At 71.5% G+C, this 25,595-nt stretch carries 20 protein-coding genes; 12 read left to right on the forward strand and 8 right to left on the reverse strand.

Going from position 1 to position 25,595, the window contains the following annotated elements:
- Positions 1-7 precede the first annotated feature (7 nt).
- Positions 8-1,132 carry a succinyl-diaminopimelate desuccinylase gene (gene dapE / locus NON19_RS04545; protein ID WP_255925273.1) on the reverse strand — a complete coding sequence of 375 codons (1,125 nt, stop codon included), beginning with the start codon at positions 1,130-1,132 and terminating at the stop codon, positions 8-10.
- Positions 1,133-1,606: 474 nt separating this feature from the next.
- On the opposite strand from dapE, the gene NON19_RS04550 reads away from it, so the two are divergent.
- Positions 1,607-3,181 (forward strand): AMP-binding protein, encoded by a 1,575-nt coding sequence (locus tag NON19_RS04550; RefSeq protein ID WP_255925275.1) that lies wholly within the window; start codon positions 1,607-1,609, stop codon positions 3,179-3,181.
- On the opposite strand, the gene NON19_RS04555 is transcribed toward NON19_RS04550, so the two are convergent.
- Together NON19_RS04555 and paaK are read right to left on the reverse strand one after the other, a co-directional pair.
- Positions 3,124-6,318: an ATP-binding protein gene (locus NON19_RS04555; RefSeq protein WP_255925276.1), complete on the reverse strand. Its 3,195-nt coding sequence runs from the start codon at positions 6,316-6,318 to the stop codon at positions 3,124-3,126. The genes NON19_RS04550 and NON19_RS04555 overlap by 58 nt on opposite strands.
- A gap of 392 nt (positions 6,319-6,710) precedes the next feature.
- Positions 6,711-8,057, reverse strand: a complete 1,347-nt coding sequence (gene paaK / locus NON19_RS04560; RefSeq protein WP_255925277.1) for a phenylacetate--CoA ligase PaaK — start codon at positions 8,055-8,057, stop codon at positions 6,711-6,713.
- A 250-nt stretch (positions 8,058-8,307) separates the two neighbouring features.
- Here paaK and NON19_RS04565 point away from each other — a divergent pair, with 250 nt between their 5' ends.
- The 9 genes from NON19_RS04565 (at position 8,308) to hypE (ending at position 18,330) form a co-directional block, all read left to right on the forward strand.
- A complete protein-coding gene (locus tag NON19_RS04565; protein WP_255925278.1) occupies positions 8,308-10,059 on the forward strand; it encodes an enoyl-CoA hydratase-related protein in 1,752 nt (583 codons plus the stop codon).
- 187 nt (positions 10,060-10,246) lie between these two features.
- Positions 10,247-11,569, forward strand: a complete 1,323-nt coding sequence (locus NON19_RS04570; protein ID WP_255925279.1) for a hypothetical protein — start codon at positions 10,247-10,249, stop codon at positions 11,567-11,569.
- Positions 11,566-12,114 (forward strand): hydrogenase maturation protease, encoded by a 549-nt coding sequence (locus NON19_RS04575; protein WP_255925280.1) that lies wholly within the window; start codon positions 11,566-11,568, stop codon positions 12,112-12,114. Before NON19_RS04570 ends, NON19_RS04575 begins: the two co-directional genes overlap by 4 nt.
- A gap of 261 nt (positions 12,115-12,375) precedes the next feature.
- Positions 12,376-12,756: a hydrogenase maturation nickel metallochaperone HypA gene (gene hypA / locus NON19_RS04580; protein ID WP_255925281.1), complete on the forward strand. Its 381-nt coding sequence runs from the start codon at positions 12,376-12,378 to the stop codon at positions 12,754-12,756.
- Between the two features lie 4 nt (positions 12,757-12,760).
- Positions 12,761-13,468, forward strand: a complete 708-nt coding sequence (hypB, locus tag NON19_RS04585) for a hydrogenase nickel incorporation protein HypB (protein ID WP_255925282.1) — start codon at positions 12,761-12,763, stop codon at positions 13,466-13,468.
- Complete coding sequence (hypF, locus tag NON19_RS04590) at positions 13,465-15,828, forward strand: carbamoyltransferase HypF (protein ID WP_255925283.1); 2,364 nt, start codon at positions 13,465-13,467, stop codon at positions 15,826-15,828. The genes hypB and hypF overlap by 4 nt, the downstream gene beginning before the upstream one ends.
- A gap of 33 nt (positions 15,829-15,861) precedes the next feature.
- Positions 15,862-16,146 carry a HypC/HybG/HupF family hydrogenase formation chaperone gene (locus tag NON19_RS04595; protein ID WP_255925284.1) on the forward strand — a complete coding sequence of 95 codons (285 nt, stop codon included), beginning with the start codon at positions 15,862-15,864 and terminating at the stop codon, positions 16,144-16,146.
- Entirely contained in the window at positions 16,143-17,267 is a 1,125-nt protein-coding gene (hypD, locus tag NON19_RS04600) for a hydrogenase formation protein HypD (RefSeq protein ID WP_255925285.1), read from the forward strand. The genes NON19_RS04595 and hypD overlap by 4 nt, the downstream gene beginning before the upstream one ends.
- The gene (gene hypE / locus NON19_RS04605) at positions 17,260-18,330 is read left to right on the forward strand and encodes a hydrogenase expression/formation protein HypE (protein ID WP_303653307.1); all 1,071 of its coding nucleotides are present in this window, start codon (positions 17,260-17,262) and stop codon (positions 18,328-18,330) included. Before hypD ends, hypE begins: the two co-directional genes overlap by 8 nt.
- Before the next feature lie 58 nt (positions 18,331-18,388).
- On the opposite strand, the gene qcrB is transcribed toward hypE, so the two are convergent.
- The 3 genes from qcrB to qcrC are packed head-to-tail and all read right to left on the reverse strand — an operon-like array spanning position 18,389 to position 21,851.
- The gene (gene qcrB, locus NON19_RS04610; RefSeq protein ID WP_255925286.1) at positions 18,389-20,011 is read right to left on the reverse strand and encodes a cytochrome bc1 complex cytochrome b subunit; all 1,623 of its coding nucleotides are present in this window, start codon (positions 20,009-20,011) and stop codon (positions 18,389-18,391) included.
- The gene (qcrA, locus tag NON19_RS04615) at positions 20,008-21,051 is read right to left on the reverse strand and encodes a cytochrome bc1 complex Rieske iron-sulfur subunit (RefSeq protein WP_255925287.1); all 1,044 of its coding nucleotides are present in this window, start codon (positions 21,049-21,051) and stop codon (positions 20,008-20,010) included. Before qcrA ends, qcrB begins: the two co-directional genes overlap by 4 nt.
- Positions 21,048-21,851, reverse strand: coding sequence for a cytochrome bc1 complex diheme cytochrome c subunit (gene qcrC, locus NON19_RS04620; protein WP_255925289.1), 804 nt, complete (start codon positions 21,849-21,851; stop codon positions 21,048-21,050). Before qcrC ends, qcrA begins: the two co-directional genes overlap by 4 nt.
- A gap of 223 nt (positions 21,852-22,074) precedes the next feature.
- Between qcrC and NON19_RS04625 the strand changes: the two genes are divergently transcribed.
- Both NON19_RS04625 and NON19_RS04630 read left to right on the forward strand, forming a co-directional pair.
- Positions 22,075-22,476: a DnaJ family domain-containing protein gene (locus NON19_RS04625; protein WP_255925290.1), complete on the forward strand. Its 402-nt coding sequence runs from the start codon at positions 22,075-22,077 to the stop codon at positions 22,474-22,476.
- Positions 22,477-22,615: 139 nt separating this feature from the next.
- A complete protein-coding gene (locus NON19_RS04630; protein WP_255925291.1) occupies positions 22,616-23,269 on the forward strand; it encodes a DUF4360 domain-containing protein in 654 nt (217 codons plus the stop codon).
- A 41-nt stretch (positions 23,270-23,310) separates the two neighbouring features.
- Here the strand turns inward: NON19_RS04630 and NON19_RS04635 are convergent, their stop codons facing one another.
- Both NON19_RS04635 and NON19_RS04640 read right to left on the reverse strand, forming a co-directional pair.
- On the reverse strand, positions 23,311-24,183 hold the full coding sequence (locus tag NON19_RS04635) for a VIT1/CCC1 transporter family protein (protein ID WP_255925292.1): 873 nt from the start codon (positions 24,181-24,183) through the stop codon (positions 23,311-23,313).
- A 65-nt stretch (positions 24,184-24,248) separates the two neighbouring features.
- Positions 24,249-25,532 (reverse strand): cytochrome P450, encoded by a 1,284-nt coding sequence (locus NON19_RS04640; RefSeq protein ID WP_255925293.1) that lies wholly within the window; start codon positions 25,530-25,532, stop codon positions 24,249-24,251.
- Positions 25,533-25,595 lie beyond the last annotated feature (63 nt).

A 25,595-nucleotide genomic window follows, 5' to 3' on the forward strand; every position in this document is an offset into this window, starting at 1 on the left:
GTGCCCCTCAACGGATCGGTCGTTCGGCTCCGTGGGCGAGGAACGCCAGCAAGGCGGTGTAGCAGGTTTCCAGCGCGTCGCGGCTGACGAACTCGCGTGGGGTGTGGGCGAGTTCGGGGTCCCCCGGGCCGAAGTTGATCGCCGGAATGCCATGGGCGGCGAACCTGCCCACGTCCGACCAGCCCAGCCTCGGCTTGATCTCGCCCCCCGCCGCCGCGCACGCCTGTGCCACCAGCGGATGGGCCAGAGCGGGCGGCGCGGGCGGCGACGAGAGCACCACCCGGACGCGGTCGGCCTCCGGGGCGAGCCCGGTGACGACATCCAGCGCCGCCGCACTGTCCAGGGTGGGCGCGTGCCGGTAGTTGACCCGCACCGAGCAGTGGTCGGGCACCACATCGCCCTGCACACCGCCGTCGACACCGACCACGCAGAGGGCCTGCCGGTAGACCAGTCCGTCGATGTCGACGGGCTCAGGGACGAAACCGCTGATCCTGGCCAGCGCGACCGCCGCACGGTGGATGGCGTTGACGCCCTGCCATGGGCGGGCGGTGTGCGCCCGCACGCCGTCGAAGCCGAGGTCCACCACCAGGTTGCCCTGACATCCGGCCTCGACGCGGCCGTTGGTCGGTTCCAGCAGGATCGCCAGATCGCCGCCCAGCAGATAGGGGTAGTCGGTGAGGAGCAGGTTGGTTTCGCTCCGGCGCGAGCCGATCTCCTCCTTGTCGTAGAACAGGAAGGTCAGGTCGAACCCGCTGTCCTTCGCCCGCTCGGCGAGCGCCAGCATGACGGCCACCCCGCCCTTCATGTCCACGGCGCCGAGGCCGCGGACCGTCTCGGGAGCGCCGTTCGTGGCGCGGCTGCCGGGCGGGAACTCCGGGACGGTGTCGAGGTGCCCGGCGAGAACGATGCGCTGCTGGGCGCCCTTGCCGGTGCGGGCGATGACGTTGTTGCCGATGCGCCGCACGGTCAGGTCGGGCGCGCGGTCCAGCAGGCGGCGTTCCACTAGGTCGGCCAGCTCCCGCTCGTTACCGCTCACGGAGCGGATGGCGACCAGGCCGTCGGTGAGTTCCAGCAGATCCGTGCTGTGCAGTACGCGATGGTGCTCGCGGGTCGTGGTCGCGGTACTGGTCACGAAACGGGGTTCCTCCTTCGGTTTCCTTGGTGCGCAGCGCCATCCGGTGGCCCCTCCAGGCTGGTTGGTCAAGCCACCCGAATGCCCACCGGACCTGATGTCGGTGCGGGCGTGGACTTGTCGCTGTCTCGCCGCATCCTGCCGGGCCGGTCTTCCCGGAGCATCCGGCAGCGGGCGTCAGGATCCTGCAAGAGGCGAACCTGAAGGGGGCCGAAACGCATAGCAAACCGGACATAGAGGCTGCTCGTGATGCGGCTCGTGTCAAGGGCGGGAAAGCCGCTCGGTCACCAGCCGGGCTTTTCACCCGCCCGGCCTTCGTGGTGACGCGATCAGGAACAGCCGAGGAAGACACAAGGACGGCAAGCGGGACGACAAGCTGTCCGCAAGCCGGATCCGGCACACTCCTTGGCGTCGGCTTCACCCGCACCGGCGGCCTGACAAGCCGCCGCCCAGAACCTGTGAAGGCCACCAGCCATGAGCCACCGCGTCCGCACGGAACACGCCACCATCCACGGCCTGTTCGACGAGCAGGCCGCCCGCACGCCCGACCGGACCGCACTGCGCGACGCGCGGGAGTCCCTGACGTACGCCGAGACCCGGCGTCGCGCCGACGCGCTCGCCGCCCGGCTGCACCAGCACTGTCCACGGCCGGGAGCGCGGATCGGGCTGCGGCTGGAGCGCGGTGTGCGGATGGTCGTCGCGATGCTGGCGGTTCTCAAGTGCGGCCACACCTATGTGCCGTTGGACCCGGCGTATCCCGCCGAGAGGCTGCGCCGCATGGCGCTGGACGCCGAACCGGCCCTGATCCTCACCGACCAGGACCTGGCCGACGACGTACCGCCAGCGGCCGAGGCACGGCCGCCGGAAGTGGCGGTCACCCCCGACGCACCCGCCTACGTCCTCTACACCTCGGGTGCGTCCGGCCCGCCCAACGCCGTGCCGGTACCGCACCGCAACGTGCTGGCGCTGGTGCGCGCCTGCGGCGAACGGTACGAACTCGGCGCCGAGGACGTGTGGACCTCGCTCCACTCCTTCGCCTTCCACCTGTCCGTCTGGGAGATCTGGGGCGCCCTGCTGCGCGGCGGAACGCTGGTGGTGGTGCCACGGGAGGTGGCGGCTTCCCCGCGGGCCACCCTCGACCTGCTGGCCCGCGAGCGGGTGACGGTCCTCACCGCGGTGCCCTCGGTCTTCCGCCACCTGGTCCGCGCCACGGCTGCCTGGGTCGGCGAAGTCCCGGTACCGCGCCATGTGTTCCTCGCCAGCGAGCCGATCGACATACGGGACATACGCTGCTGGCGGCGCGCCTTCGGAACGGCCAGCCGGTTCGTCAGCACCTACGCCCTCACCGAGGCGACCTGCTTCGCCGCCCACCGCCCGCTGACCGATGAGGAGTTGGACGGCACCCAACCGCCGGAGCCGCTCGCCGATCTCGGAGAACCGCTGGAGGGGGTGGAGTTGGCCGTGCTGGGGGAGGGCGGTCAGCCGATCCGTCCCGGAGAGATCGGCGAGATCCATCTGTCCGGTGCCGGGTTGGCCACCGGCCGCCCGACCGAGCGGTACCACCGCACCGGGGACCTCGCCCGTATGCGCGGCGACGGCAGGCTGTACTACGCCGGGCGGGTCGAGGACGAGGTGCGGACCAACGGACCGCGCTTCGGACTTGGCGAGGTGGAGACCGTGTTGCGGCAGGCACCGGGAGTGCGGGAACTCGTCGTGGTCACAACCAGCAGCGGCGTGGGCGAACCGATGATGACGGCCTTCTACACGGTGCGCACCTCGGCCCAGGTGGACCTGGGCACCCGGCTGTCCGCGCACGCCCGCGCCGAACTGCCCGTACACATGGCGCCGACCCGCTTCGTGCGGCTTCCGGAGTTGCCGATCAGCCCCTCGGGCAGGACCGATCGCGCGGCGTTGGCGGCCTGGCGGCCGCCTATCCAGACCGTGCTGCCCAGCACCCTCCGGGCGCCCCGCCTCCCGGACGCCTTGCCAGGTCACTCACCCATGAGCTCCTGGAGCAGGCGTGTCGCGGGCAGTTCGGGGCGCAGGTAGACATGCTCCCGGCGGTGTTCGATGACCGCGAGCATCCTGCGCAGGGTGTCCTCGGCCTCCTTGTGCCGCCCGGCGTGGTGCTGGGCCTGGGCGAGCAGGCCCAGATGCAGCGGCAGGCGCAACTTGGAGCGCGACCGGTGCAGTTCGGCCAGCGATGTGCGCATCAGCGCGATGCCGTCCGCCTGCCGCTCGCCGTGGGTGAGCGCCCATCCCTCGGGCACCTGCAGCATCGCCTTCCAGTAGACCAGCCCGTGTTCGCCCGCCACCCGCGCCCCCTCGGCGCTGGAGGTGCGCGCCGTGTGCACATCGCCCTCCCAGGCGGCCAGTACCGCGTCCACGTACAGGGCGAAGGCGCGGTCGGACGGTCTGCTCTCGTACTCGGTGAGGCTGAGCAGCTCACGGCGGCGCTCGGCGGCGGTGTCGTGGTCGCCCAGCAGCCAGTGGGTGAAGGCGTTGTAGGAGCGGCACGAGACCCGGGGATCGTGCTGGAACGTCCGGGCCATCGCGTGGCCTTGCCGGGTGGAACGATCCGCCGTGCGGACGGCCCGCTCGAGTTCGCCGAGCGCTTCGGGGAGTTGACCGCGCACGTGCAGCACGATGCCCTCGCCGTACGCGGCGCCCAACAGCGCCACCGGGTGCCGGGTGCGGTCGGCGATCTCCCGGAGCAGGCCGGAGTGCTCACGCGACTCGTCGTAGCGCCCGGTGACCAGCAGCGCCGCGCACAGCGCCCACAGCACCGACGGGTCCTCGGGCGTGCCGGTGACGGAGTTCAGCGCCCGGCCCCGGTCGAGTGCCGCCTCGGCCTCGGCGTCGCCGTAGCCGCGGACGGTGGCCAGCACCTGGCCGAGCTGGATGTGCAGCCGCTGTTCCAGATGCGCGGCCGAAGCGTCGTCCGGTGGCAGAGCGCCCACTAGTTGCACCGCGCGGCGCAGCCAGGTCTCGACCTGCTCGTACGCCAGGTGCTGCTCGGCGTGCTCCGCGGCGCGCAGCAGCCGGGGCAGCGCCCGACGTGCCGGTAGCGCGCCCTTGGCGTGCCAGCTGTGGTGGGCGACCCGCTCGATCTCCTCCCCGCCCACCTGTCCGCGCCCCCTGGCGTGCAGCGCCTCGGCGACCCGGGCGTGCAGTAGTTCGCGTTCCGCGCGGTCGAGTTCGTCGATCAGCGTCTCTCGCACCAGGGCGTGCGCGAAGTGCAGTCGGCCGGGGTGGTGCGGGTCCTCACCGAGCAGGTCGGCCCGGATCGCCGCCTCCAGGGCCGCGGTGACCGGCGCGTCCTCGGCCGCGGTGCGGTGCAGCAGATCCGTGTCGACCTCGGTGCCGATGACGGCGCACAGGTGGAGCACGTGCAGGACCGGTTCCTCAAGCGCGCTGAACCGCTGGTGTAAAACCTCGCGCACACCCGTGGGTATCCGGTCGAGCAGCACGCTCGCGGCGCCGGGCTCGTGCAGCCGCCGCACGTCACCGAGCAGGGAGAGGAACTGCGTCAGGAAGTACGGATTGCCCTTGCTGCGCTGGTGCAGCGCCTCCACGACCTCCGCCCGCACCCCCGGCCCTGCCTGCGCCTGCACCAGGGTCGCCACGGCGTCCCGGCACAGCCCGCGCAGCCGCAGTGTCTCGGTCCGCGGGCCCCTGAGGATCTCGGTCAGCATCCGGGACTTCGCGGCGTCGGACTCGATCTCGAAGTCCCGGGCGGTCAGTACGACGCTCAGCGGATGACCCTGGCGGCGGGTGCTGAGCACCCTGAGCAGGTCCAGCGAGGCGGTGTCGGCCCAGTGCAGATCCTCCAGGAGCAGTAGCAGCGGGCGCTTCGCGGCGAGCGTGAGCAGCACCTCGCAGACCGCGTAGTGGGTGAGGAACCGGGCCTGCGCCCAGTCGACTTCGGGATCCTGCGCCTCCACGGTTCGGGCCCACCGCTCGGGCAGCAGTGGTGCCAGCAGCGCGTCGAAGGGGGCTGTCGCGGTACGGAAGGCGTCCGGTCGGCTGGCCGAAAGCTGGCGCAGCACCTGGGTCCACAGCCAGTAGGGCGGAACGCCCTCACCGGGGAAGCAGTGGCTCCAGACCACTTCCACGTCCCGCGCCGCGGTCCGCAGCCGGGGAGCCAACTCCATCAGCAACCGGGTCTTGCCGACCCCGGCGGGGCCGAGCACCGCGGCCACATGCCCGTGCCCGGTGATCGCACCGGCCGCCGCGGTCACCAGGCGGTGCAACTCCTGGTCCCGGCCGGTGAACGGGGACCGGGCCGCGGGCTCCAGGGGTGCGGGTGCGGTGCGTTCGGCCGGTGGGGGCGGGGTGTTGTCGGCCCCGGCGGGCTCGGCTGGCGGGTCCTCCGGCTCGTGCTCCTGGCGCAGGATGGCGATGCGCACCCGTTGGAGTTCCGCCGCGGTGTCCACCCCGAACTCCTCGACCAGGTGGGTGCGGGTCCGCTCGTACACCTCCAGCGCTTCGGCCTGGCGCCCCAGGCGGGACAGCGCGGTCATCAGATGGCCGACGAGTCGTTCGCGCGCCGGATGCCGTCGAACCTCCCGGTCGAGGTCGGCCGCCACCTCGTCGGCCGCGCCGAGGGCGAGCCTGGCCTCGGCGTACGACTCCACCGCGGTGAGCCGGAGTTGCTCAAGGCGGGTGCACTCATCCGCCAGCGGTGGGTGGGCGGTGAACTCGGTGTAGGGGGAGCCCCGCCACAACCGCAGCGCCTCGGCGAGCCGTTCGCGTGCGGCGAGCGGCTCCCGTCGGCCGAGCAACTGCCGTCCGGCGTGGACCAGTTGCTCGAAGCGGCAGACGTCGACCTGTTCCGGTTCGAGGTGCAGCAGGTATCCGGGTGCCTGGTAGCGCAGCGGCGAGGGGCTGCCCTGCTCGGCGGCCGGGTCGAGTACCCGGCGCAGTCGGGAGACATGGCTCTGCAGCGTGGCGACGGGATGCCGCGGGGGCTCGTCGCCCCACAGCTCCTCGACCAGCAGCTCGGTGGGTACGACCCGGCCGAGCCGTATCACCAGCAGGGCGAGCAGTGCCCGGCGCCGCGGTGGGCCGAGCGGGAGGTCGTGCCCGTCGTACTGGACGGACATCGGCCCCAGGACGCGCAGCAACGGCCCGGGCCGTTCGGGTCGTCCCGGAGGGGGCGGCGGGATCGGCGTCTGCACGGACATGTCGGTCCCTATCGGTCTGAGGCCTGCGGCGGTGCTGGGACGAGGCCTGAAGCGCCCGGATCGCCCAGAACGTGATCTTGGCATACGGAACGGGACACTCCAAGATCGCTATTCAGCCACTGAGCAGCGTCCGCAAGCCAAATGACGGCGACCCGGCGACGACGGCACGTCTCCGGCAGGCCCGACCGGCACGGCGCCCTCAGGGTGCGCGCCGACCCAGTGGCGCCCGCGCGGCGCACCCACTCCGGGCGCTAAGGGAAAGTCGGTGCGGTTCGGTAGCGCCTTGAAGGGGCGCGGGGCTGTGTTCATGTGCGGCTCCGCCGCGTGGGCGCGACCTGCCAGGACGGCTGCCGACGATCGACGGCATTTCGTGGCAACCCCCAGCGGAGCGCCTAGGCCGTGCGCCGGTCAACCACCCGCCGTATCTTGCCCATTGACCGCTCCAGCGTTCCGGGGTCCACCACCGTGACCTCCACCGTCACACCCACGCCGTCCTTGACGGCCTGGGCGATGGCCGTCGCCGCGGTGGCGCGAAGCAGCGGAGCGGTGTCCGGGCGGGCCTCGACGCGCAGCGTCATGTGGTCCATCCGGCCGCGGCGGCTGAGCTCCACCTGGAAGTGCGGGGCGACACCGGGCGTGGTCAGCACGATCTCCTCGATCTGGCTCGGGAAGACATTGACCCCACGCAGAATGATCATGTCGTCGCAGCGCCCGGTGATCTTCTCGATCCGGCGGAACGCCGGACGCGCCGTGCCCGGCAGCAGCCGGGTCAGGTCCCTGGTGCGGTAGCGGATGACCGGCACCGCCTCCTTGGTGAGCGAGGTGAACACCAGCTCGCCGCTCTGCCCGGCGGGCATCACCTCGTCGGTGATCGGGTCGACCACCTCCGGGTAGAAGTGGTCCTCCCAGACGTGCAGCCCGTCCTTGGTCTCCACACATTCCTGGGCCACCCCGGGACCCATCACCTCGGACAATCCGTAGATGTCGACCGCGTGCAGGTCCAGCCGCTCCTCCAACTCCCGCCGCATCTCCTCCGTCCACGGCTCCGCGCCGAATATCCCGACCCGCAGCGACGTGCCGCACGGGTCGACGCCCTGGCGTTCGAACTCGTCGAGCAGGGTGAGCATGTAGGAGGGGGTGACCATGATGATCTCGGGCTGGAGGTCCGAGATGAGCTGCACCTGACGCGCCGTCATGCCGCCGGAGGCCGGGATGACCGTGCACCCCGCCCGCTCGGCGCCGTAGTGGGCGCCCAGCCCGCCGGTGAACAGGCCGTAGCCGTAGGCGATGTGCACCTTGTGGCCCGGGCGGCCTCCGGCGGCCCGGATCGAGCGGGCGACGACATCGGCCCAGACCGACAGATCGCGCTCGGTGTAGCCGACCACGGTGGGGCGGCCGGTGGTCCCCGACGAGGCGTGGATGCGGCGCACCTCGGCCATCGGGACGGCGAACGTGCCGAACGGGTAGTGCTCACGCAGATCGGCCTTGGTGGTGAACGGGAACCGGGCAAGGTCCGCCAGCGTACGGCAGTCCTCGGGCGTCACCCCGGCCGCGTCGAACTTGCGCCGGTACATCTCGACATGGTCGTAGGCGTGCCGCAACGTGGCCTGGAGCCTGGTGAGTTGCAGACGCGCCAGCTCGTTGCTGCTCAACCGCTCACCGTCGTCCAGCAGTTCCGGCGGCGGCGCCTCGCCCACGCGCCGCCGCGGACCCGCGGCAGCGGTCAGGTCGCTGCTCATCCCTGCCTCCCGCACTTCCGTAGCCACGGCTGCCTACCGAACATTCGGTCAGCTTTGTGCACGGTCATGTAACCCAGCGTGCACATCACCTGTCAAGACCTGTGGACGGGAAACCGGACCACCGTATGGACCGCTGACCGGGTGATCCGCCGGGCGGGGCGGACCGGACGATGGCGGGCGGGGCGTCATGATCGCCATGGCCGGCCAGGATCTAGCGCTACGTCACGCGGCGGGCGCATGGGAGGTTGCGGTGCACATCCTGCTCATCGCGAGCGCGTTCAACAGCCTGACGCAGCGGGTGTTCGGGGAACTCGGCGACCGCGGCCACACGGTCGCGGTGGAACTCGCGCTGGGCGACGAGTCGCTACGGGAGGCGGTGCGGCGGCACACCCCGGACCTGGTGATCGCCCCGCTGCTGAAGTCCGCGATCCCACGCGACATCTGGTCGGCGCACACCTGCCTGGTCGTGCACCCGGGACCGGTCGGCGACCGCGGCCCCTCGTCGCTGGACTGGGCGGTGCACGAGGGCGCCGAAACCTGGGGCGTGACGGTGCTGCGCGCGGACGCGGAGATGGACGCCGGGGACGTCTGGGCCTCGGTGCCCTGCCCGATGCCGCCGGTGGCCAAGAGCGACCTGTACCGCAACGAGATCGGCGACGCGGCGCTGGAAGCGGTGCTGCTGGCCGTGCACCGCTTCGCCTTGGGCACCTACACGCCGCGAGCGCAGCGCGCCGAGGAGGCCCGGGTCCGGCCGTACTTCGACCAGAGCCTGCGCCGCATCGACTGGCAGACCACCCCGACCACCGCCGTCCTGCGCCGACTGCGCGCCGCCGACTCGCAGCCCGGTGTGCTGGACGAACTGCTCGGCGAGGAGTGGTACCTGCACGGCGGCTGCCCGGAGGACACCCTGCGCGGCCGCCCAGGCCAGTTGCTGGCCACCCGGGCGGGCGCGATCTGCCGGGCCACCGTGGACGGCGCGGTGTGGATCCCGCAACTGCGCCCGCGGCGGCGGCCGGGCGGCCCCGCGACCTTCAAACTGCCCGCCACCCTCGCGCTGGGCGACCGGCTGCCCGCCCTGCCCGACATCCCCGCCCCGGTCTGGCTGCCCGAACACCGTGAGACCTGGACCGACCTGCGGTACCACGAGGACGGTCCGGTCGGCTTCCTGCGGTTCTCCTTCCCCGGCGGTGCGATGAGCACGGACCAGTGCCGACGCCTGCTCGCCGCCTACCGCTTCGCCTGCTCCCGGCCGACCTCCGTGGTGGTGCTGGGCGGTCCCCGGGACTTCTTCAGCAACGGCATCCACCTGAACGTCATCGAGGCCGCCGACGACCCGGCCGAGGAGTCGTGGGCCAATATCAACGCGATCGACGACCTGGTGGAGGCGGTGCTGACCACCACCGACCGCCTGGTGGTCGCCGCGCTCGGCGGCAACGCCGGAGCGGGCGGCGCGATGCTGGCGCTGGCGGCCGACCAGGTGTGGTGCCGGCACGGCGTGGTGCTCAACCCGCACTACCGGCTGATGGGCCTGTACGGCTCCGAGTACTGGACGTACACCCTGCCCCGCAGGGTCGGTCAGGCCATGGCCGAGCGGCTGACCCAGCGGGCGCTGCCGGTCACCGCGGCGGCGGCGCACCGCCTGGGCCTGGTGGACCGTGTGCTGCGCAAGGCGCCCGGTGAGTACGCCGCCGAGGTGGCCCGGCTCGCCGCGCAACTGGCCTCGATGCCGCGCACCCAGCGGTACATCGCCGAGAAGAAGGCGGTGCGCGAGCGCGAGGACGACGTCAAGCCGCTGGGCGCCTACCGGGAGGAGGAGCTGAGCCGGATGCGCCGTGACTTCTTCGATCCGGCGTCCCCCTACCACGCCCTGCGGCGGGCCTTCGTCCGCAAGGAGCCACCTGAGGACACCCCGCCGCACCTGCGCGCCGCCGCAGCGCGGGCCATCGGCGGTCGTCCCTGGACCGGTCCCGCTCGGAGCGTGGGACGACCGCCCGTTTGGTAGGCGGAGCGGAGGTCGAATTGCGTTACATGCCTGCTTTCGCGGGTGTTGGTGCCGTTGACTCCCAGGAGGCCATCCAGATGGCTGCGTCGCAGATGAACGAGCAGCACCCACCGGGCTGCGGCTGGACCCGGCTGCCCCACGAGAACACGCACCCCCTTCCGCGCCACCGGACAGAGGCGGTCACGGCATGACCGCGCCCACCCTCACCGCGGGGCGGGACCCCCGCTTCGACCACGCCCGGCGGGTCGCCGACGCCGTGCTGTACGAGGGCTGTGCGCTCTCCCCGTGCCGTGCCTGGCCGGCGCGGGACCAACGGCACTGGCAGTTCGGAGCGCTGGTGCCCCCGGCCTGCGGGACGAGGGGTGCCGAGCACACGTACCAGCGCACCGAGTGCCTTCTCGAGCCGCGCCGTGGCGCCACCCTCTCGCTTGAGCTGCGCTTCCTGCACGCCCAGCGCGGAACCGTCCAACGACTCGCCGCCGACGGGCAGTTCGAGGCCACGGGTTCGCTGGACGCCGGGGACCGGGTGTACGTCCCCTGGGACGAGGGCGTCGAGGAGCGCGTGGAACTGACCCTTCCGGTGGCCGAGTTGGCCGGAGACGGTGTCAGTCTGCCGTTCACCCGGCCCGCGCAGCAGCAGACCGAGACGGTGTCCGTCGAGGGCCGGACCGTCGGCCGCCTGGTGCGCAACCGGGAGCGGGTGGACGGGGTGCTGCGGCTGTCCACCGCCGAACTCGACGGCCCGTACGCCGTGTCGCGGCTGACCGCGGTGGTGGAGAACACCACCGACTGGCCATCGGACGGCACGGCGGCACAACACGCCGACGCACTGCCGCGCTCGCTGGTCTCGGCCCATCTGCTGTTGGGGCTCAGCGGCGGGTCCTTCCTGTCGATGACCGATCCGCCCGAGTGGGCCAGGACCGCCGCGGCGTCCTGCCACAACGAGCACACCTGGCCGGTACTGGCCGGGGAGCACGGACGCGCCGATGTGCTGCTGTCCGCGCCGATCGTCCTGGAGGACCATCCGCGCATCGCGCCCGACAGCCCCGGCACGCCCCACGACGGCACCGGGACCGACGAGACCGCGACCCCACGCGCCGCCGCGCCGAACGACCAGCACCAGCGCGAGGCGCGCGGCACCGACGAGCGGGCCGGGCCGGTACGCGCCCTGCGCGAGGGCACCGGCACCGCGGCCCAACCCGACACGCCCTGGTGGGATCCGGCCGGTGATACCACTGTCGACCCCGACCACGACCGGATCGTGGTGGACGGCCGCGAAGTGGGCGCGGGCAGCCGGGTACGGCTGCGCCCCGGGCGGCGCCGCACCGACGCCCAGGACGTGTTCGTGCTCGGCCGCACCGCACGGGTGGAGGCGGTACTGCACGACGTGGACGGCCTGGTGCACCTGGCGGTCACCGTGGACGGCGACCCCGGCGCGGACCTGCGCCGCGAGGAGGGGCGCTTCTGGTACTTCCAGCCCGACGAGGTCGAACCCCTGGGGGAGCCATGACCGGCCCGGTGAAACGCGTACTGGTCGCGGGGGTCGGCAACGTCTTCCTCGGCGACGACGGTTTTGGCGTCGAGGTGGTGCGGCGGCTGGCCGAGCACCAACTCCCGCCGCACGTCGAGGTGGTGGACAGCGGTGTGCGCGGGGTGCACCTGGCGTACCAGCTCCTGGACGGCTACCGCACCGTGCTGCTGGTCGACGCCGCACCGCGCGGCGCGCCACCCGGAACGGTCCATCTGATCGACGCCACGCGACCGGGGGCGGCGGTGCCGCGCCAGCCCCAACTCGACGGTCACCACATGTCCCCCGACGCTGTGCTGGCGCTGCTGGAGACGTTGCGGCAGAGCATCGGCGGCAGTGCGCCCGAGCGCGTCCTGGTCGTCGGCTGCGAACCGGCCAGTGTGGCCGAGGGCATGGGGCTGAGCGCACCGGTGGCCGCGGCGGTGGACGAGGCGGTGGACCTGGTCCTGCGCCTGGTGCGGGACGAGCAGGAGCGCACGGCGACCATCTCGGACGGCAACCACCCGCAGCGCGACCCCCAGCCGTGAAGAAGACCGCCCTCGGCGCCGCGTCGACGGTCGTGCTCGCCGTGCTCGCGACCCGCGACCTGCCGGACTTCAGACACTGTCCGCGCGTCCGCGCCGGGTGAGCGCCCGGTCCGGGGGGCTGCGGCGAACGGCGTACAGCCTGCCGCCCGGGCGGCGCGTCGGGGCCGCCGCACGAGGGCGGCCGCCTGTAATGGAGCACGCCGGAGGGGCGGCGCAGCCAGGCCGGACGACCCAGATCGAGACGGCGGCGGAAAGGGACCGATGCACGAGATGTCCATCGCCACGGCAGTCGTGGAACAGGTGGCCGCCGCCGCTGCCGACGCCGGTGCCCACTCGGTCCAGCAGGTGCGGCTGGAGGTCGGCGAACTCTCCGGTGTGGTACCGGACGCGCTGGCCTTCTCCTTCGAACTCGCCCGTGCGGAGACCGCGTTGGAGGACGCCGAGCTGGTCGCCGAGACCGTTGCGGGCCGCGCCCGATGCGAGGACTGCGGCGCCGAGTGGCCGACCGGAATGCCGCCGAAACTGTGGTGTCCGTCCTGCTCGGCGTCGTCGGTGCGGTTGCTGTCCGGCCGGGAACTGCGGATCGTCAGCGTGCGCTGGACCGAGGAGCCCGAGCCCGTACGCGTCCTTGAGGAGTGCTGAGGCCATGTGCCGTGTCGTTGATCTCCAGCAGGCGGTGCTCGCCAGGAACGACGAGCACGCGGACCGGTTGCGCGCCGAACTGGCGGCGCGCGGCACCACGGTCGTCAACCTGCTGTCCAGCCCGGGCAGCGGCAAGACCGAACTGCTGGAGCTTGAACTGGCCACGGCCCGGCAGCGCGGCGTGCCGGTGGCGGCGCTCACCGCGGACCTGGCCACCGAGAACGACGCGGTACGGCTGGCCCGCTCCGGGGCGCCGGTCAAACAGGTACTCACCGACGGCCTGTGCCATCTGGAGGCCCGGATGCTCTGCGGCCACCTGGACGGCTGGCTGCCGGAGCCGACCCGGCTGCTGTTCGTGGAGAACGTGGGCAACCTGGTCTGCCCGGCCTCCTACGACCTGGGCGAATCCCTGCGCGTGGTGCTCGCTTCCGTCACCGAGGGCGAGGACAAGCCGCTGAAGTACCCCACCGCGTTCGGCCTCGCCCACCTCGTCGTGGTGACCAAGACCGACATCGCCCGGGCCGTCGACTTCGACGAGGGCGCCTTCCGCGCCAATGTCGCCCAGGTCAACCCCGGTGTCGAGGTGCTGCTCACCTCGGCGCGCACCGGGCAGGGCATCGGCACCCTGCTCGACCGGGCGCTGGCCGCCGGGGACGGCGCGCCGGTCCACCGCCCCGTGATGGCCGCCTCCAGCGCCCACCACCACTCGTGACCCCGCGGCACCAGACGGCACCGAGCGCCGCACCGGTACAGCGCCGCCGGATCATCGTGCGGGGAGTGGTGCAGGGCGTGGGGTTCCGGCCCTTCGTCTACACCCTCGCCAACGAGTTGGGCCTGGCCGGGCACGTGACCAACACCTCCGACGGGGTGCTGGCCGAGGTCCAGGGCGACCCACGACTGCTGTCGGCGTTCTGCGACCGGCTCACCGCGGACGCCCCACCGCTGTCCGTGGTGGAGTCGGTGGCCCACGAGGCCGTACCGCCGACCACCGCCTCGGGCTTCGCCATCCTGCCGTCCAGCACCGGCGGACCAGCGCGCACCCTGGTGTCACCGGACACCGCCACCTGCCGTGACTGCCTCGCCGAGCTGGCCGATCCGGGCGACCGCCGGCACCGCCACCCGTTCATCACCTGCACCCACTGCGGGCCGCGCTTCACCATCGTCACCGGCCTGCCCTACGACCGCGCCAACACCACCATGGCCCGGTTCGCGATGTGCCCGGACTGCGCCCGGGAGTACGCCGACCCCGCCGACCGCCGCTTCCACGCACAACCGGTCGCCTGCCACAGCTGCGGCCCCCGGCTGATGCTGCTGGAGCCCCCGGACAGGCGCCCGGTGAACGGCGCGCGGGCCCTGGAGCGGGCCAGACGGCTGCTGGCCACCGGTGCGATCCTCGCGGTCAAGGGACTCGGCGGATACCACCTGGCCTGCGACGCCGCCGACGAGGAGGCGGTCAGCACGCTGCGCCGCCGCAAGGGGCGCGGCGACAAGCCGTTCGCGCTGATGGCCCGGGACGTCGCCGACGTCGAGCGGCTGACCCATCTGGGGCCGAGGGAACGGGAGTTGCTCACCGGAACCGTCCGGCCCATCGTCCTGCTGCGCCGCCGGCAGGGCGCGGGACGCCCCTGGGACGCCCCGCCGTTGGCCGACTCCGTGGCGCCGGGCAGCCCAGACCTGGGCGTCATGCTGCCGTACACCCCGCTGCACCATCTGCTGCTCGGTCTGCCCGGCGACCCGCACGGCCCCCGGCTGCTCGTGATGACCAGCGGGAACCTGGCGGGCGAGCCCATCGTCACCGACGACCACGAGGCCCGGCAGCGGCTGGCCGCCCTCGCCGACGCCTGGCTGTACCACAACCGCCCGATCCATGTGCCGTGCGACGACTCGGTCGTCCGGGTCTGCGACGGCGAGGAACTGCCGGTACGCCGCTCCCGTGGTTACGCGCCGATGCCGCTGACGCTGCCGGTACCGGTGCGGGCGGCGCTGGCCGTCGGCGGGGACCTGAAGAACACCTTCTGCGTGGCCGAGGGGCGGCACGCCTGGCTGTCGGCGCACATCGGCGACATGGACGACCTGGCCACCCAGACCGCCTTCAGCCGCGCGGTACGGCAGTTGACGGCGATCAGCGGAGTGGCCCCGCGGCAACTGGCCGCCGACCGGCACCCCGGCTACCGCGCCACCCAGTGGGCCCGGCGGCACGCCGACGGCCGACCGGTGGCCCACGTCCAGCACCATCACGCGCATATCGCGTCGGCCATGGCGGACGGCGGGCTGGACGGCACCCGCCGGGTCATCGGGGTCGCCTTCGACGGCACCGGGTACGGCGACGACGGCGCGGTGTGGGGCGGTGAGGTGCTGCTCGCCGACTACACCGGCTTCCACCGCTTCGCCCAGCTCGCCTATGTGCCGCTGCCCGGCGGGGACGCCGCGGTGCGCCGCCCGTACCGGATGGCGCTGGCCCATCTGCGGGCCGCGGGGCTCGACTGGGCGCCCGACCTGCCGTGCGTCGCCGCCTGCCCGCCCGACGAACTGCGGGTGCTGGACGCCCAGTTGGCGCGCGGTATCGGCTGTGTGCCCACCTCCAGCATGGGGCGGCTGTTCGACGCGGTCTCCTCGCTGGCCGGGGTCTGCCACCACTCCCGGTACGAGGCCCAGGCGGCCATCGAACTGGAGGGCGCCGCGCTGGCCGGGGACGTCCTGGCGCCCGGCTACGGCTTCGCGCTGCGCCCCGGCAAGACCGCGGGGGCCGAGCTGGTCGCGGACCCGGCGCCGGTGCTGGCCGCGGTCACGGCGGACCTGCGGGCGGGGGCCAACGCCGGGCTGATCGCGGCGCGCTTCCACCGAGCGGTCACCGATGTGGTGCACCGGCTGTGCGTGCGGGCTCGGGAGCGGTACGAGCTGGAGACGGTGGCCCTCAGCGGTGGGGTGTTCGCCAACACCGTGCTGCTTTCGGCCTGTTGCCGCGTGCTGCGCCGGGACGGCTTCACCGTGCTGCGGCACCGGCGCGTACCGCCGAACGACGGGGGCCTGGCGCTGGGCCAGTTGATGGTGGCCGCGCCCCGTACCACCTGACCACCGACCGTACCAACGAGCGAGGAGAACGCCATGTGCCTGGCGGTACCGGGCAAGGTCCTGGACATCGAGGACCGGGACGGCACCCGGATGGCCACCGTCGACTTCGGCGGTGTGCTCAAGGAGGTGTGCCTCGAATACCTGCCGGACCTGCGGGTCGGCGAGTACGCCATCGTCCATGTGGGGTTCGCCCTGCAACGCCTTGACGAGGAGTCCGCCCAGCGGACCCTGCGTCTGTTCGAGAACCTCGGAATGCTGGAAGAGGAGTTCGGCGATCCGTGGGCAGCGGCCGCCGCGACACCGGAGGTGGGTCGGTGAAGTACATCGAGGAGTTCCAGGACCCGCGGCTGGCCCAGCGCCTGCTCGACGAGATCCACGCCACGGTGACCCGGCCGTGGGCGATGATGGAGGTCTGCGGCGGTCAGACGCACAGCATCATCCGGCACGGCATCGACCAACTCCTTCCGGACCAGGTCGAGTTGATCCACGGGCCGGGCTGCCCGGTGTGCGTGACCCCGCTGGAGGTCATCGACAAGGCGCTGGAGATCGCCTCCCGGCCGGACGTCGTCTTCTGCTCGTTCGGCGACATGCTGCGGGTACCCGGCACCGGACGCGACCTATTCCAGGTCAAGGGCGAGGGCGGTGACGTACGGGTGGTGTACTCACCGCTGGACGCGCTGCGGATCGCCCAGCAGAACCCGGACAAGCAGGTGGTGTTCTTCGGCATCGGCTTCGAGACCACCGCACCGCCCAACGCCATGACGGTGTACCAGGCCCGTAAACTCGGCATCCGCAACTTCAGCCTGCTGGTCTCGCACGTACGGGTACCACCCGCCATCGAGGCGATCATGCGGTCGCCCAGCTGCCGGGTACAGGCGTTCCTGGCCGCGGGACACGTGTGCAGTGTGATGGGCACCGCCGAATACCCCGAGCTGGCCGAGCGGTTCAAGGTGCCGATCGTGGTCACCGGCTTCGAACCGCTGGACATCCTGGAGGGCGTGCGCCGCACCGTAGGCCAACTGGAACGCGGCGAGCACACCGTGGACAACGCCTATCCGCGGGCGGTGCGCCCGGAGGGCAACCCGGCGGCCAAGGCCATGCTTCAGGACGTCTTCGAGGTCACCGACCGCGCCTGGCGCGGCATCGGCACCATCCCGGACAGCGGCTGGCGGCTGTCCGAACGCTACCGGGAGTACGACGCGGAACACCGCTTCGCCGTGGGGTCCATCACCACCGAGGAACCGGCCGCCTGCCGCAGCGGCGAGGTGCTCCAGGGCCTGATCAAACCGCATGAGTGCGAGGCGTTCGGCACCGTGTGCACCCCGCGCAACCCGCTGGGGGCCACCATGGTCTCCAACGAGGGCGCGTGCGCCGCCTACTACCTGTACCGCCGACTCGGCGGCCCCACCGCGCACAAGGAGACGAGCCCCGTTGGCTGAGACCATCCAAGCAGCACCGGACCTGACCGCCTGGACGTGTCCCGCGCCGCTTCGTGACCAGCCCAAGGTGGTGATGGGCCACGGCGGCGGTGGGGTGATGTCGGCGGAACTCGTGCGGGAGGTGTTCGCCCCCGCCTTCGGCGGGCGGATCCTGTCCCAGCTGGGCGACTCGGCGGCGCTGACCCTCGGCGGGGTGCGACTGGCGTTCTCCACCGACTCCTTCGTGGTGCGCCCGCTGTTCTTCCCCGGCGGCAGCATCGGCGACCTGGCGGTCAACGGGACCGTCAACGACCTGGTGATGAGCGGGGCCAAGGCGGCCTATCTGTCCTGCGGGTTCATCCTGGAGGAGGGCGTGGAGACGCGGGTCGTCGCCAAGGTGGCGGACGCGCTGGGCGCCGCGGCCCGGGCGGCGGACGTGGAGGTGGTCACCGGCGACACCAAGGTCGTCGAGGCGGGCCACGGCGACGGCGTCTACCTCAACACCGCCGGAATCGGCCTGATCCCCGAGGGAGTTGACATCGCGCCGCAGCGCGCGGTCCCCGGGGACGTGGTGATCGTCAGCGGGGCGATCGGCGTCCACGGGGTGGCGATCATGAGCGTCCGCGAAGGGCTGGAGTTCGGCGTGGAGATCGTGAGCGACTGCGCGCCGCTCGGCGGCCTGGTCGCCACCATGCTGGAGGCCACCTCGGACCTGCACGTACTGCGCGACCCCACCCGTGGCGGGCTGGCCGCCGCGCTCAACGAGATCGCGGCCGCCGCCGGGGTCGGCGTGGAGATCCAGGAGAGCGCCGTGCCGGTGCCGCCCGAGGTGGACGGCGCCTGCGCGATGCTCGGCCTGGATCCGCTGTACGTGGCCAACGAGGGCAAGCTGGTCGCCTTCGTTCCCCGGCAGCACGCCGACGCGGTGCTCGCCGCGATGCGGTCGCATCCGCTGGGCGCGGGGGCGGCGGTGATCGGCGAGTGCGTCGAGGCCCACCCGGCGATGGTCGTCGCCCGCACCGGGCTTGGCGGCACGCGGGTGGTGGACCTGCCCATCGGGGAGCAACTGCCGCGCATCTGCTGACCTGTTGCATGAGTTCGGCCCCGCCGCTGGGACGCGGCGGGGCCGAACGGCGTGCAGGTCAGTGGTGGTGGGTGCTCTCCTCGAACTCCTTCGTGGTGGGCTTGGCCACCTGGCTGTGCTCGCCGTAGTACGCCGCGGAGAGCCTGGCGCGCAGCTTCTCGCCGAACGTCACCTTGCGCTCGACACCGGCCTCGTCCACCGCGGGCGGCAGTTCCAGCGGTTTGAGCTGGTCGTGTGCGGTCAGCTCGTGCAGCCGCTCCTGCGACAGCCGCTCATGGACCTCGATGAACTCACCGTGCGGCAACCGCTTGATGACCCCGGTCTCCCGGCCGTGCAGCACCTTGTCCCGGTCGCGGCGCTGCAACCCCAGGCACCACCGCTTGACCACGATGAAGACGACCACCGGCAGCACGAAAAAGCCGATCCGCACGAACCAGGTGATGGCGTTGATGGACAGGTTGAAGTGGGTGGCGAACAGGTCGTTGCCGCCACCGAGCAGCAGGACCAGGTACAGGGCCAGCCACGCGGTGGCCAGCGCGGTGCGTACCGGCGCGTTGCGGGGGCGGTCCAGCAGGTGGTGTTCGCGTTTGGCGCCGGTGATCCAGGACTCGATGAACGGGTAGACCGCGATGGCCACCAGCACCAGGATGAAGACCACCAGCGGAATGAAGACCCCCAATTCCAGTGTGTGGCCCAGGAAGTGGATCTCCCACCCGGGCATGATGCGGATCAGACCCTCGGAGAAGCCCATGTACCAGTCGGGTTGGGCGTCGGTGGTCACCTGGTCGGGGCGGTAGGGCCCGTACGCCCAGATGGGGTTGACCTGGGCGAACGCGGAGATCAGCGAAAGGGCGCCGAAGACGAGGAAGAAGAAGCCGCCCGCCTTGGCCATGTAGACCGGCATCAGCGGCATCCCGACGACGTTCCTCTCGCTGCGGCCGGGACCCGCGAACTGGGTGTGCTTGTGGTAGAAGACCAGGATCAGATGGGCCACCACCAGCCCGGCCATGATGCCGGGGATCACCAGGATGTGGATGGTGAACAGCCGCGGGATGAACGCCGTGCCGGGGAACTGCCCGCCGAAGAAGAACAACGTCAGATAGGTGCCGACGATCGGCACCGACAGCACCGCGCCCTCCAGGAACCGGATGCCCGTGCCGGACAGCAGGTCGTCCGGGAGCGAGTAGCCCATGAACCCGTCGAACTGGCCTAGGAACAGCAGCAGGAACCCGAACAGCCAGTTCACTTCCCGGGGCTTGCGGAACGCGCCGGTGTAGAGGATGCGCATCATGTGCACGAACATGGCCGCCACGAACACGATCGCCGACCAGTGGTGGATCTGCCGCATCAACAGACCCGCGCGCACGTCGAAGGTGATGTCCAGCGTCGTCTTGAACGCCTCCGACATCCGGACGCCGGTCATCGGCTTGTACGAGCCGTGGTAGACGACCTCGTTCAGGCTCGGGGTGAAGAACAGCGTCAGATAGACACCGGTCAGGACGATGATGATGAAGGTGTAAAGGCAGATCTCGCCCAGCATGAACGACCAGTGGTCGGGGAAGATCTTGCGCAGGTTGGCCTTGGCCAGGGTGTAGACGCCGAGCCGGCCGTCCGCCCAGTCCGCCAACCGCTCGCCTGCCTTGGGCCGTTGGGGGCGGCTCGTCGAAGGGGTGGTGCTCATGCGCTGCGCTCCCAGTATCCGGGGCCGACGGGCTTGTCGAAGTCACCGAGAGCCGACAGATAGCCCTGGCCGTTCACGGCGATCCGCAGTTGCGGCAGCGGGTGCCCGGCCGGGCCGAAGATGACCCGCCCGCCGTCCGCCAGGTCGAACGTCGACTGGTGGCAGGGGCAGAGCACATGGTGCGTCTGCTGTTCGTACAGGCTGATCGGGCAGCCGACGTGGGTGCAGATCTTGGAGTACGCCAGGATGCCCTGATGGCCCCAGTCCGCCGACTGCTTGTCCTTGATGTTGTTCGGCATGATCCGCACGATCATCAGTGCCGCTTTGGCCATCACCTCCTGGAAGTTCGCGTCGCTCTCCTGTACCCCTTCGGGCTTGGCGAACGTGAGGGACCCCACGGCGATGTCCTCGGGCCGCAGCGGCTGGTCGTTGTTCATGTTGATCAGGCGCTTGCCGTTGGCCCACGCGGTGCTCTCCAGCTTCCTCTCCGGCAGCGGCCCGAGGTCCCGGAACAGCACGATCGCCGAGAGCGGGACGATGGTCAGCGCGCCCAGCATGGCGTTGCGCAGCATCTTGCGGCGGCCGATGCCGCTCTCGTACGCGCCCTGCCGGAAGTCGTCGAACACCTGCTGGCGGACGGCGGGCGGGGCCTCGATCGGATGCCGCTCGGCGGGCAGTTCCACGTCGGACATCAGGGTGCGGGCCCAGTGGATCGCGGCGACGCCGATGCACAGCAGTGCGATGCCCAGCGTTCCGCCCAGCCCGAAGTTCTGCGCCATGACGTGCCCCCAGGGGAAGATGAAGACCACCTTCGACTTGGGGATCAGCACGTAGCACGCGATGAAGGCGAACGCGGCGACCACGGCGAGGAGGAAGAACATCGTGACGACACGTTCGGAGTGCCTCGCGGCCAGTTCGTCGATGTCCTGACGGCGGGGTTCGTGCGCGGGCAGGCCCGGGTCCGCGAAGGGGTCGACGGCCTTGCCGGGCTTGCCGGACTCCGGCAGGTGGTCGGCTGCGTTGCGGTCCTGATGGGTCATTTCTTCCTGGCCTTTGCGGTCCGGGCGGCGATCCAGATGGAGGCGGCGATCAGCACGCCCAGTCCGAAGATCCAGCCGAAGAGCCCCTCGGGAACGGGACCCAGCCATCCCAGGCTCAGGCCGCCGTAGCTGGGGAAGGTGGCGGGGTCCGTGGCGCTTGTGACGTAGGCGATGATGTCGCGCTTCTGCGGCTCGGGCATCGTGGTGTCCGGGAAGGACGGCATGTTCTGCGGCCCGGTCAGCATGGCCTCGTAGATGTGCTTGGGGCTCACGCCGCGCAGTTCGGGTGCGAACTTGCCCTCGCTCAGGGCGCCGCCCGAGCCCGCGAAGTTGTGGCACTGCGCGCAGTTGGTACGGAACAACTGGCCGCCGTTGGCCATGTCGCCGGGCGTGTACTGCGAGGGGTTCGGGATGGCGGGGCCGGGGCCGAGCGAGGCCACGTAGGCGGCGATCTGGTCGATCTGCGGCTGCGGGTAGACGGGCCGCTTCTTCGGCACCTGGGCGCCGGGCTGCTGGGCGGGCATCCGGCCGGTGCCCATCTGGAAGTCCACCGCGGCGGCGCCCACGCCGACCAGGCTCGGCCCGTTGTGGCTGCCCTGCCCTGAGGGGCCGTGGCAGGAGGCGCAGCCGACGTCGTACAGCCGTTTGCCCTGGTCGATCGCGAGCGACTGGGCGGGGTTGGCCTGTGCCCGCTGCGTCGGTGCCAACGCGGCGTACAGCCCGCCGGTGGCCGCGAGCGCGATGAGCAGGGCGACGAGCGCCGCCAGCGGATGGCGGCGTCGTGCGGAGAGGTATTCCACGGACAACCCCGGTGTGCTGAGCGTGATGTGTCGGCTGGGTGGCCGTTCGCTCGACGCACAGGTGCTGGCGACGAAAGCCCCTATTCGTGACAAATCGAGCAGAACGGCCAGCCCCTAGGACATCACACCCGTGTTCGTGATCCGTGGCTCTCGGTGATCGTGTCTCGTTGCCACCGCCGGTTCCCCCTCGCCCGACACGCCGGGTCGGCGGGAGAATCGCACCATGACCGAACGCAAACCGCCCGGTGTCACCTTCGAGTCCTGGGTGGACCGGCAGATCCGCGAAGCGGCGGAGCGCGGGGAGTTCGACAACCTGCCGGGGGCCGGGAAGCCGCTGCCCGACCTGGACCAGCCCTATGACGAGTTGTGGTGGGTCAAGCGGAAAATGCGCCGTGAAGGCGTGAGCTGTCTGCCGCCGGTGCTCGCCCTGCGCAAGGAAGCGGAAGACGCGCTGGCCGCCGCCTCGCGGGCCCGGACGGAGGCGCAGGTGCGGCAGATCGTGGCGGAGCTGAACGAGCGGATCCGCGAGGCGCTCAAGAGCCCCCCGCCGGGGCCGCCGCTGCGGCTCACCCCCTTCGACGTCGAGCGCGTCGTCCGCGACTGGCGTACGCGGCGTTCCGGATAGCCCCGACCACCGCCTCGCCATCGGCTCCTTCGGCGTACAGGATCGGCTCAACCCGCACTATGCGTGGCAGTAGGCCGGTGGTGACATGTACCCACCAACCCGCCCCTGGCGGGTTCCGTTCAGTGACCGAGGGGAAACCATGCTCAAACCGATGCTCGTCGGCGGTGCCGCCGCCGCGCTGCTCGCCATGCCGTTATCGCCGTCGGCGGCGGCTCACGGCTTCGACTCGCCCCCGCCCGGAAAGATCGTCATCGACCTGGTGAACGTCAACGGCTCCGGCTGCCCCGCCGGAACCGCCGCCGTGTCGGTGGCCCCCGACAACACCGCGTTCACCGTCACGTACAGCAGCTACATGGCCCAGGTGGGCGTCGGAGCCAGACCCACTGACTTCCGCAAGAACTGCCAACTCGACCTGGACGTGCACGTTCCGCAGGGCTTCACCTACGCCGTCGCCGAGGCCGACTACCGGGGCTTCGGGCACCTGGAGAACGGCGCGAGCGGCCTGGAGCGGGCCAACTACTACTTCCAGGGCATGCAGCCCACCGCGTACTCCCAGCACCCGTTCGGCGGTCCGATGGACGACGACTGGCAGACCACCGACACCACGGACGTCGGCTCGCTGGTCTTCGCGCCCTGCGGAGAGGAACGCAACTTCAACATCAACACCGAACTGCGGGTCAGCGCCGGTAGCTCCGACCCCACCACGACCACCAGCTTCCTGTCGATGGACTCCACCGACGGCAGCATCAACACCATCTACCACTTCGCCTGGAAGCAGTGCCCCGCACAGTAGGCGAACCGGCGGCCCGGATCGCCCTCCGGGCCGCCGCACACCTACGACACGTGCGCCCCCACCAGGTGGCCGACCAGGAATGTCATACCGGTCGCCAGCGCGCCCGCCACGAACTGCCGCACCCCGCCGACCAGCACCGGACGCCCGGTGAGCCGGGCCACCGCACCGCCGCCGAGGAGCGCCGCGAGCCCCGCGAGCACCAGGGCCAGCACGAAGGACGGCAGGCCGAGGAAGTAGGGCAGCAGCGGAACCAGCGCACCGACCGTGAACGAGGCGAACGACGCCCCCGCCGCCGTCCACGGGGACGGCAGGTCGTCCGGGTCGATGCCCAACTCCTCGCGGACGTGCACCGCGATGGCCTGCTCCGGGTCGGCGGAGATCTGCCGGGCCACCACGTCCGCCAGATGGGGGTCGACACCGCGCTTGACGAACACCTCGGCCAGCTCGCGCTGTTCGGCCTCGGGGTTGCGCGAGTGCTGGAGCTGCTCGACGGCCACCTCGGCCTGGGTCAGCTCGTTCTGCGAACAGATCGAGATGTACTCGCCGGTGGCCATCGAGAAGGCACCGGCTATCAGCCCGGCGAGACCGGTGAGCACGATGGTGCGGTTGGCGGCACCACCACCGCCGACACCGGCGATCAGCGAGGCGTTGGTGACCAGCCCGTCCATCGCCCCGAACACCGCCGGCCGCAGCCAGCCGCCGGAAACGTCACGGTGCCGCAGCGCCCGGTGCCGCCCGCGCGACTGCCGCCGGGGCGGGACGAGCGGCACCACAGGGGGTACGGTCGGCGGCGGGGGAACGGGCATAGTGAACTGCTCGGTGGCGTACGCACCGGCGGGCTGCGGGTCCGTGCCGGGAGGGTACGGCTCGGGGGGCGAACCGGGGGAGCGGAGCCACTGCGTGTTGACCGACACGTCTACCCTCCATCAGCGCGAACACTTCGCTTTGGGTGGGGTAACGGAAGCGTCCGCTCCGAGGTTCACCGGTGGCGGTCCGCCGGTGTGCGCCGCCGTACGATCAGCGGCAGCGCGCCGGGCATCGACATCAGCCGGGTCACCGGACGTGATCCGCCCGGTCCGGGGCGGACGGTGCACCGGCTGAAGATCACGCTCAGGAAGGCGGCCATCTCCGCCCGGGCGAACTGCTCCCCGGCGCATCCGCGCACACCGCTGCCGAACGGGATGTACGCGTCCCGTGGAATCCCCGGAGTCGACTCGGGCAGCCAGCGGTCGGGGTCGAACTGCTCGGGGTGGGCGAAGAGTTCGGGGTCACGCTGGAGCGCGTAGATGGAGAACAGCACGGTGGACCCGGCCGGAATCAGGTAACCGCCCAACTCCACCGGGCTGTTGGGCCGCCGGGTCAGCATCCAGGTGGACGGATACAGCCGCAGCGTCTCGGCGATCACCCGTTGCTGGAAGGCGAGTTCCCGCAGCGTCTCATGGGAGACCTGCCGAACCTCGCGCCGCCCGAGCGCCTCGTCCAGTTCGCGCTGGAACCGCCGCTGGGCGCCGTCGTCACGGCTGAGCAGATAGCAGGCCCAGCTCAGGGCGCTGGCGGTGGTCTCGGTACCGGCGACCAGCATCGCGACCAGCTCGTCGTAGACCTGCTCGTCGGTCAGGGCGGCTCCGGTCTCCTCGTCGCGCCTGGTGAGCAGCGTCGACAGCAGATCACCGTTGCCCAGCCCGTCGGCCCGGTACTCCGCGATGGCCCGGCGCACCGCCTCCTGAAGGGTGCGCAACGCCCGCCGGAAGCGCAGGTTCACCGGGGTGGGCAGCCTGTCCAGCGCCCCGACCGGGGCAAGGGCCCGCCTGCCGAGCTGCTCTATCAGCACCGGTACCGTACCGCGCACGTCCTCGGCGAGGCGCTTTCCGGCCGGGCCGCAGAACAGCACCCGGCTGACCGTCGCCACGGTGAGCGAGAACAGCTCCTGGTCCAGTAGGACCAGCGCGCCGTGCCGCCACGAGTCGACCCTGGCCTCCGCGAGTTCGCACATGGTCGCCGCGTACCGCCGGATCCGGGACGGATGCAGCACGAGCCCGGTGGGCCTGCGCCGTCGGACCGGGGCGGACCCCTCCGCGTCGGCCACCAGCATCTGCCGGATGAGCGCGGGCGAGTTGACCGCGTAGGCCGCCCGTGGGCCGAGCCGGAACCGCACGACATCACCTCGTGCCCGCAGCGCCCGGACGAACTCCAGTGGCTGGCCGCGCAGTTGGGGGAGGTGCCCGAGGAGCGGCAGTGCGCCGGGCAGCGACGGAATCCTCACGCGATGGACGGTGCTGGCACGCATGCGGCTCACACTTTCCCGGGCACTCCACGCGAAACGTCC

This window comes from Streptantibioticus rubrisoli (assembly GCF_024436055.1).
GTDB lineage: Bacteria > Actinomycetota > Actinomycetes > Streptomycetales > Streptomycetaceae > Streptantibioticus_A > Streptantibioticus_A rubrisoli.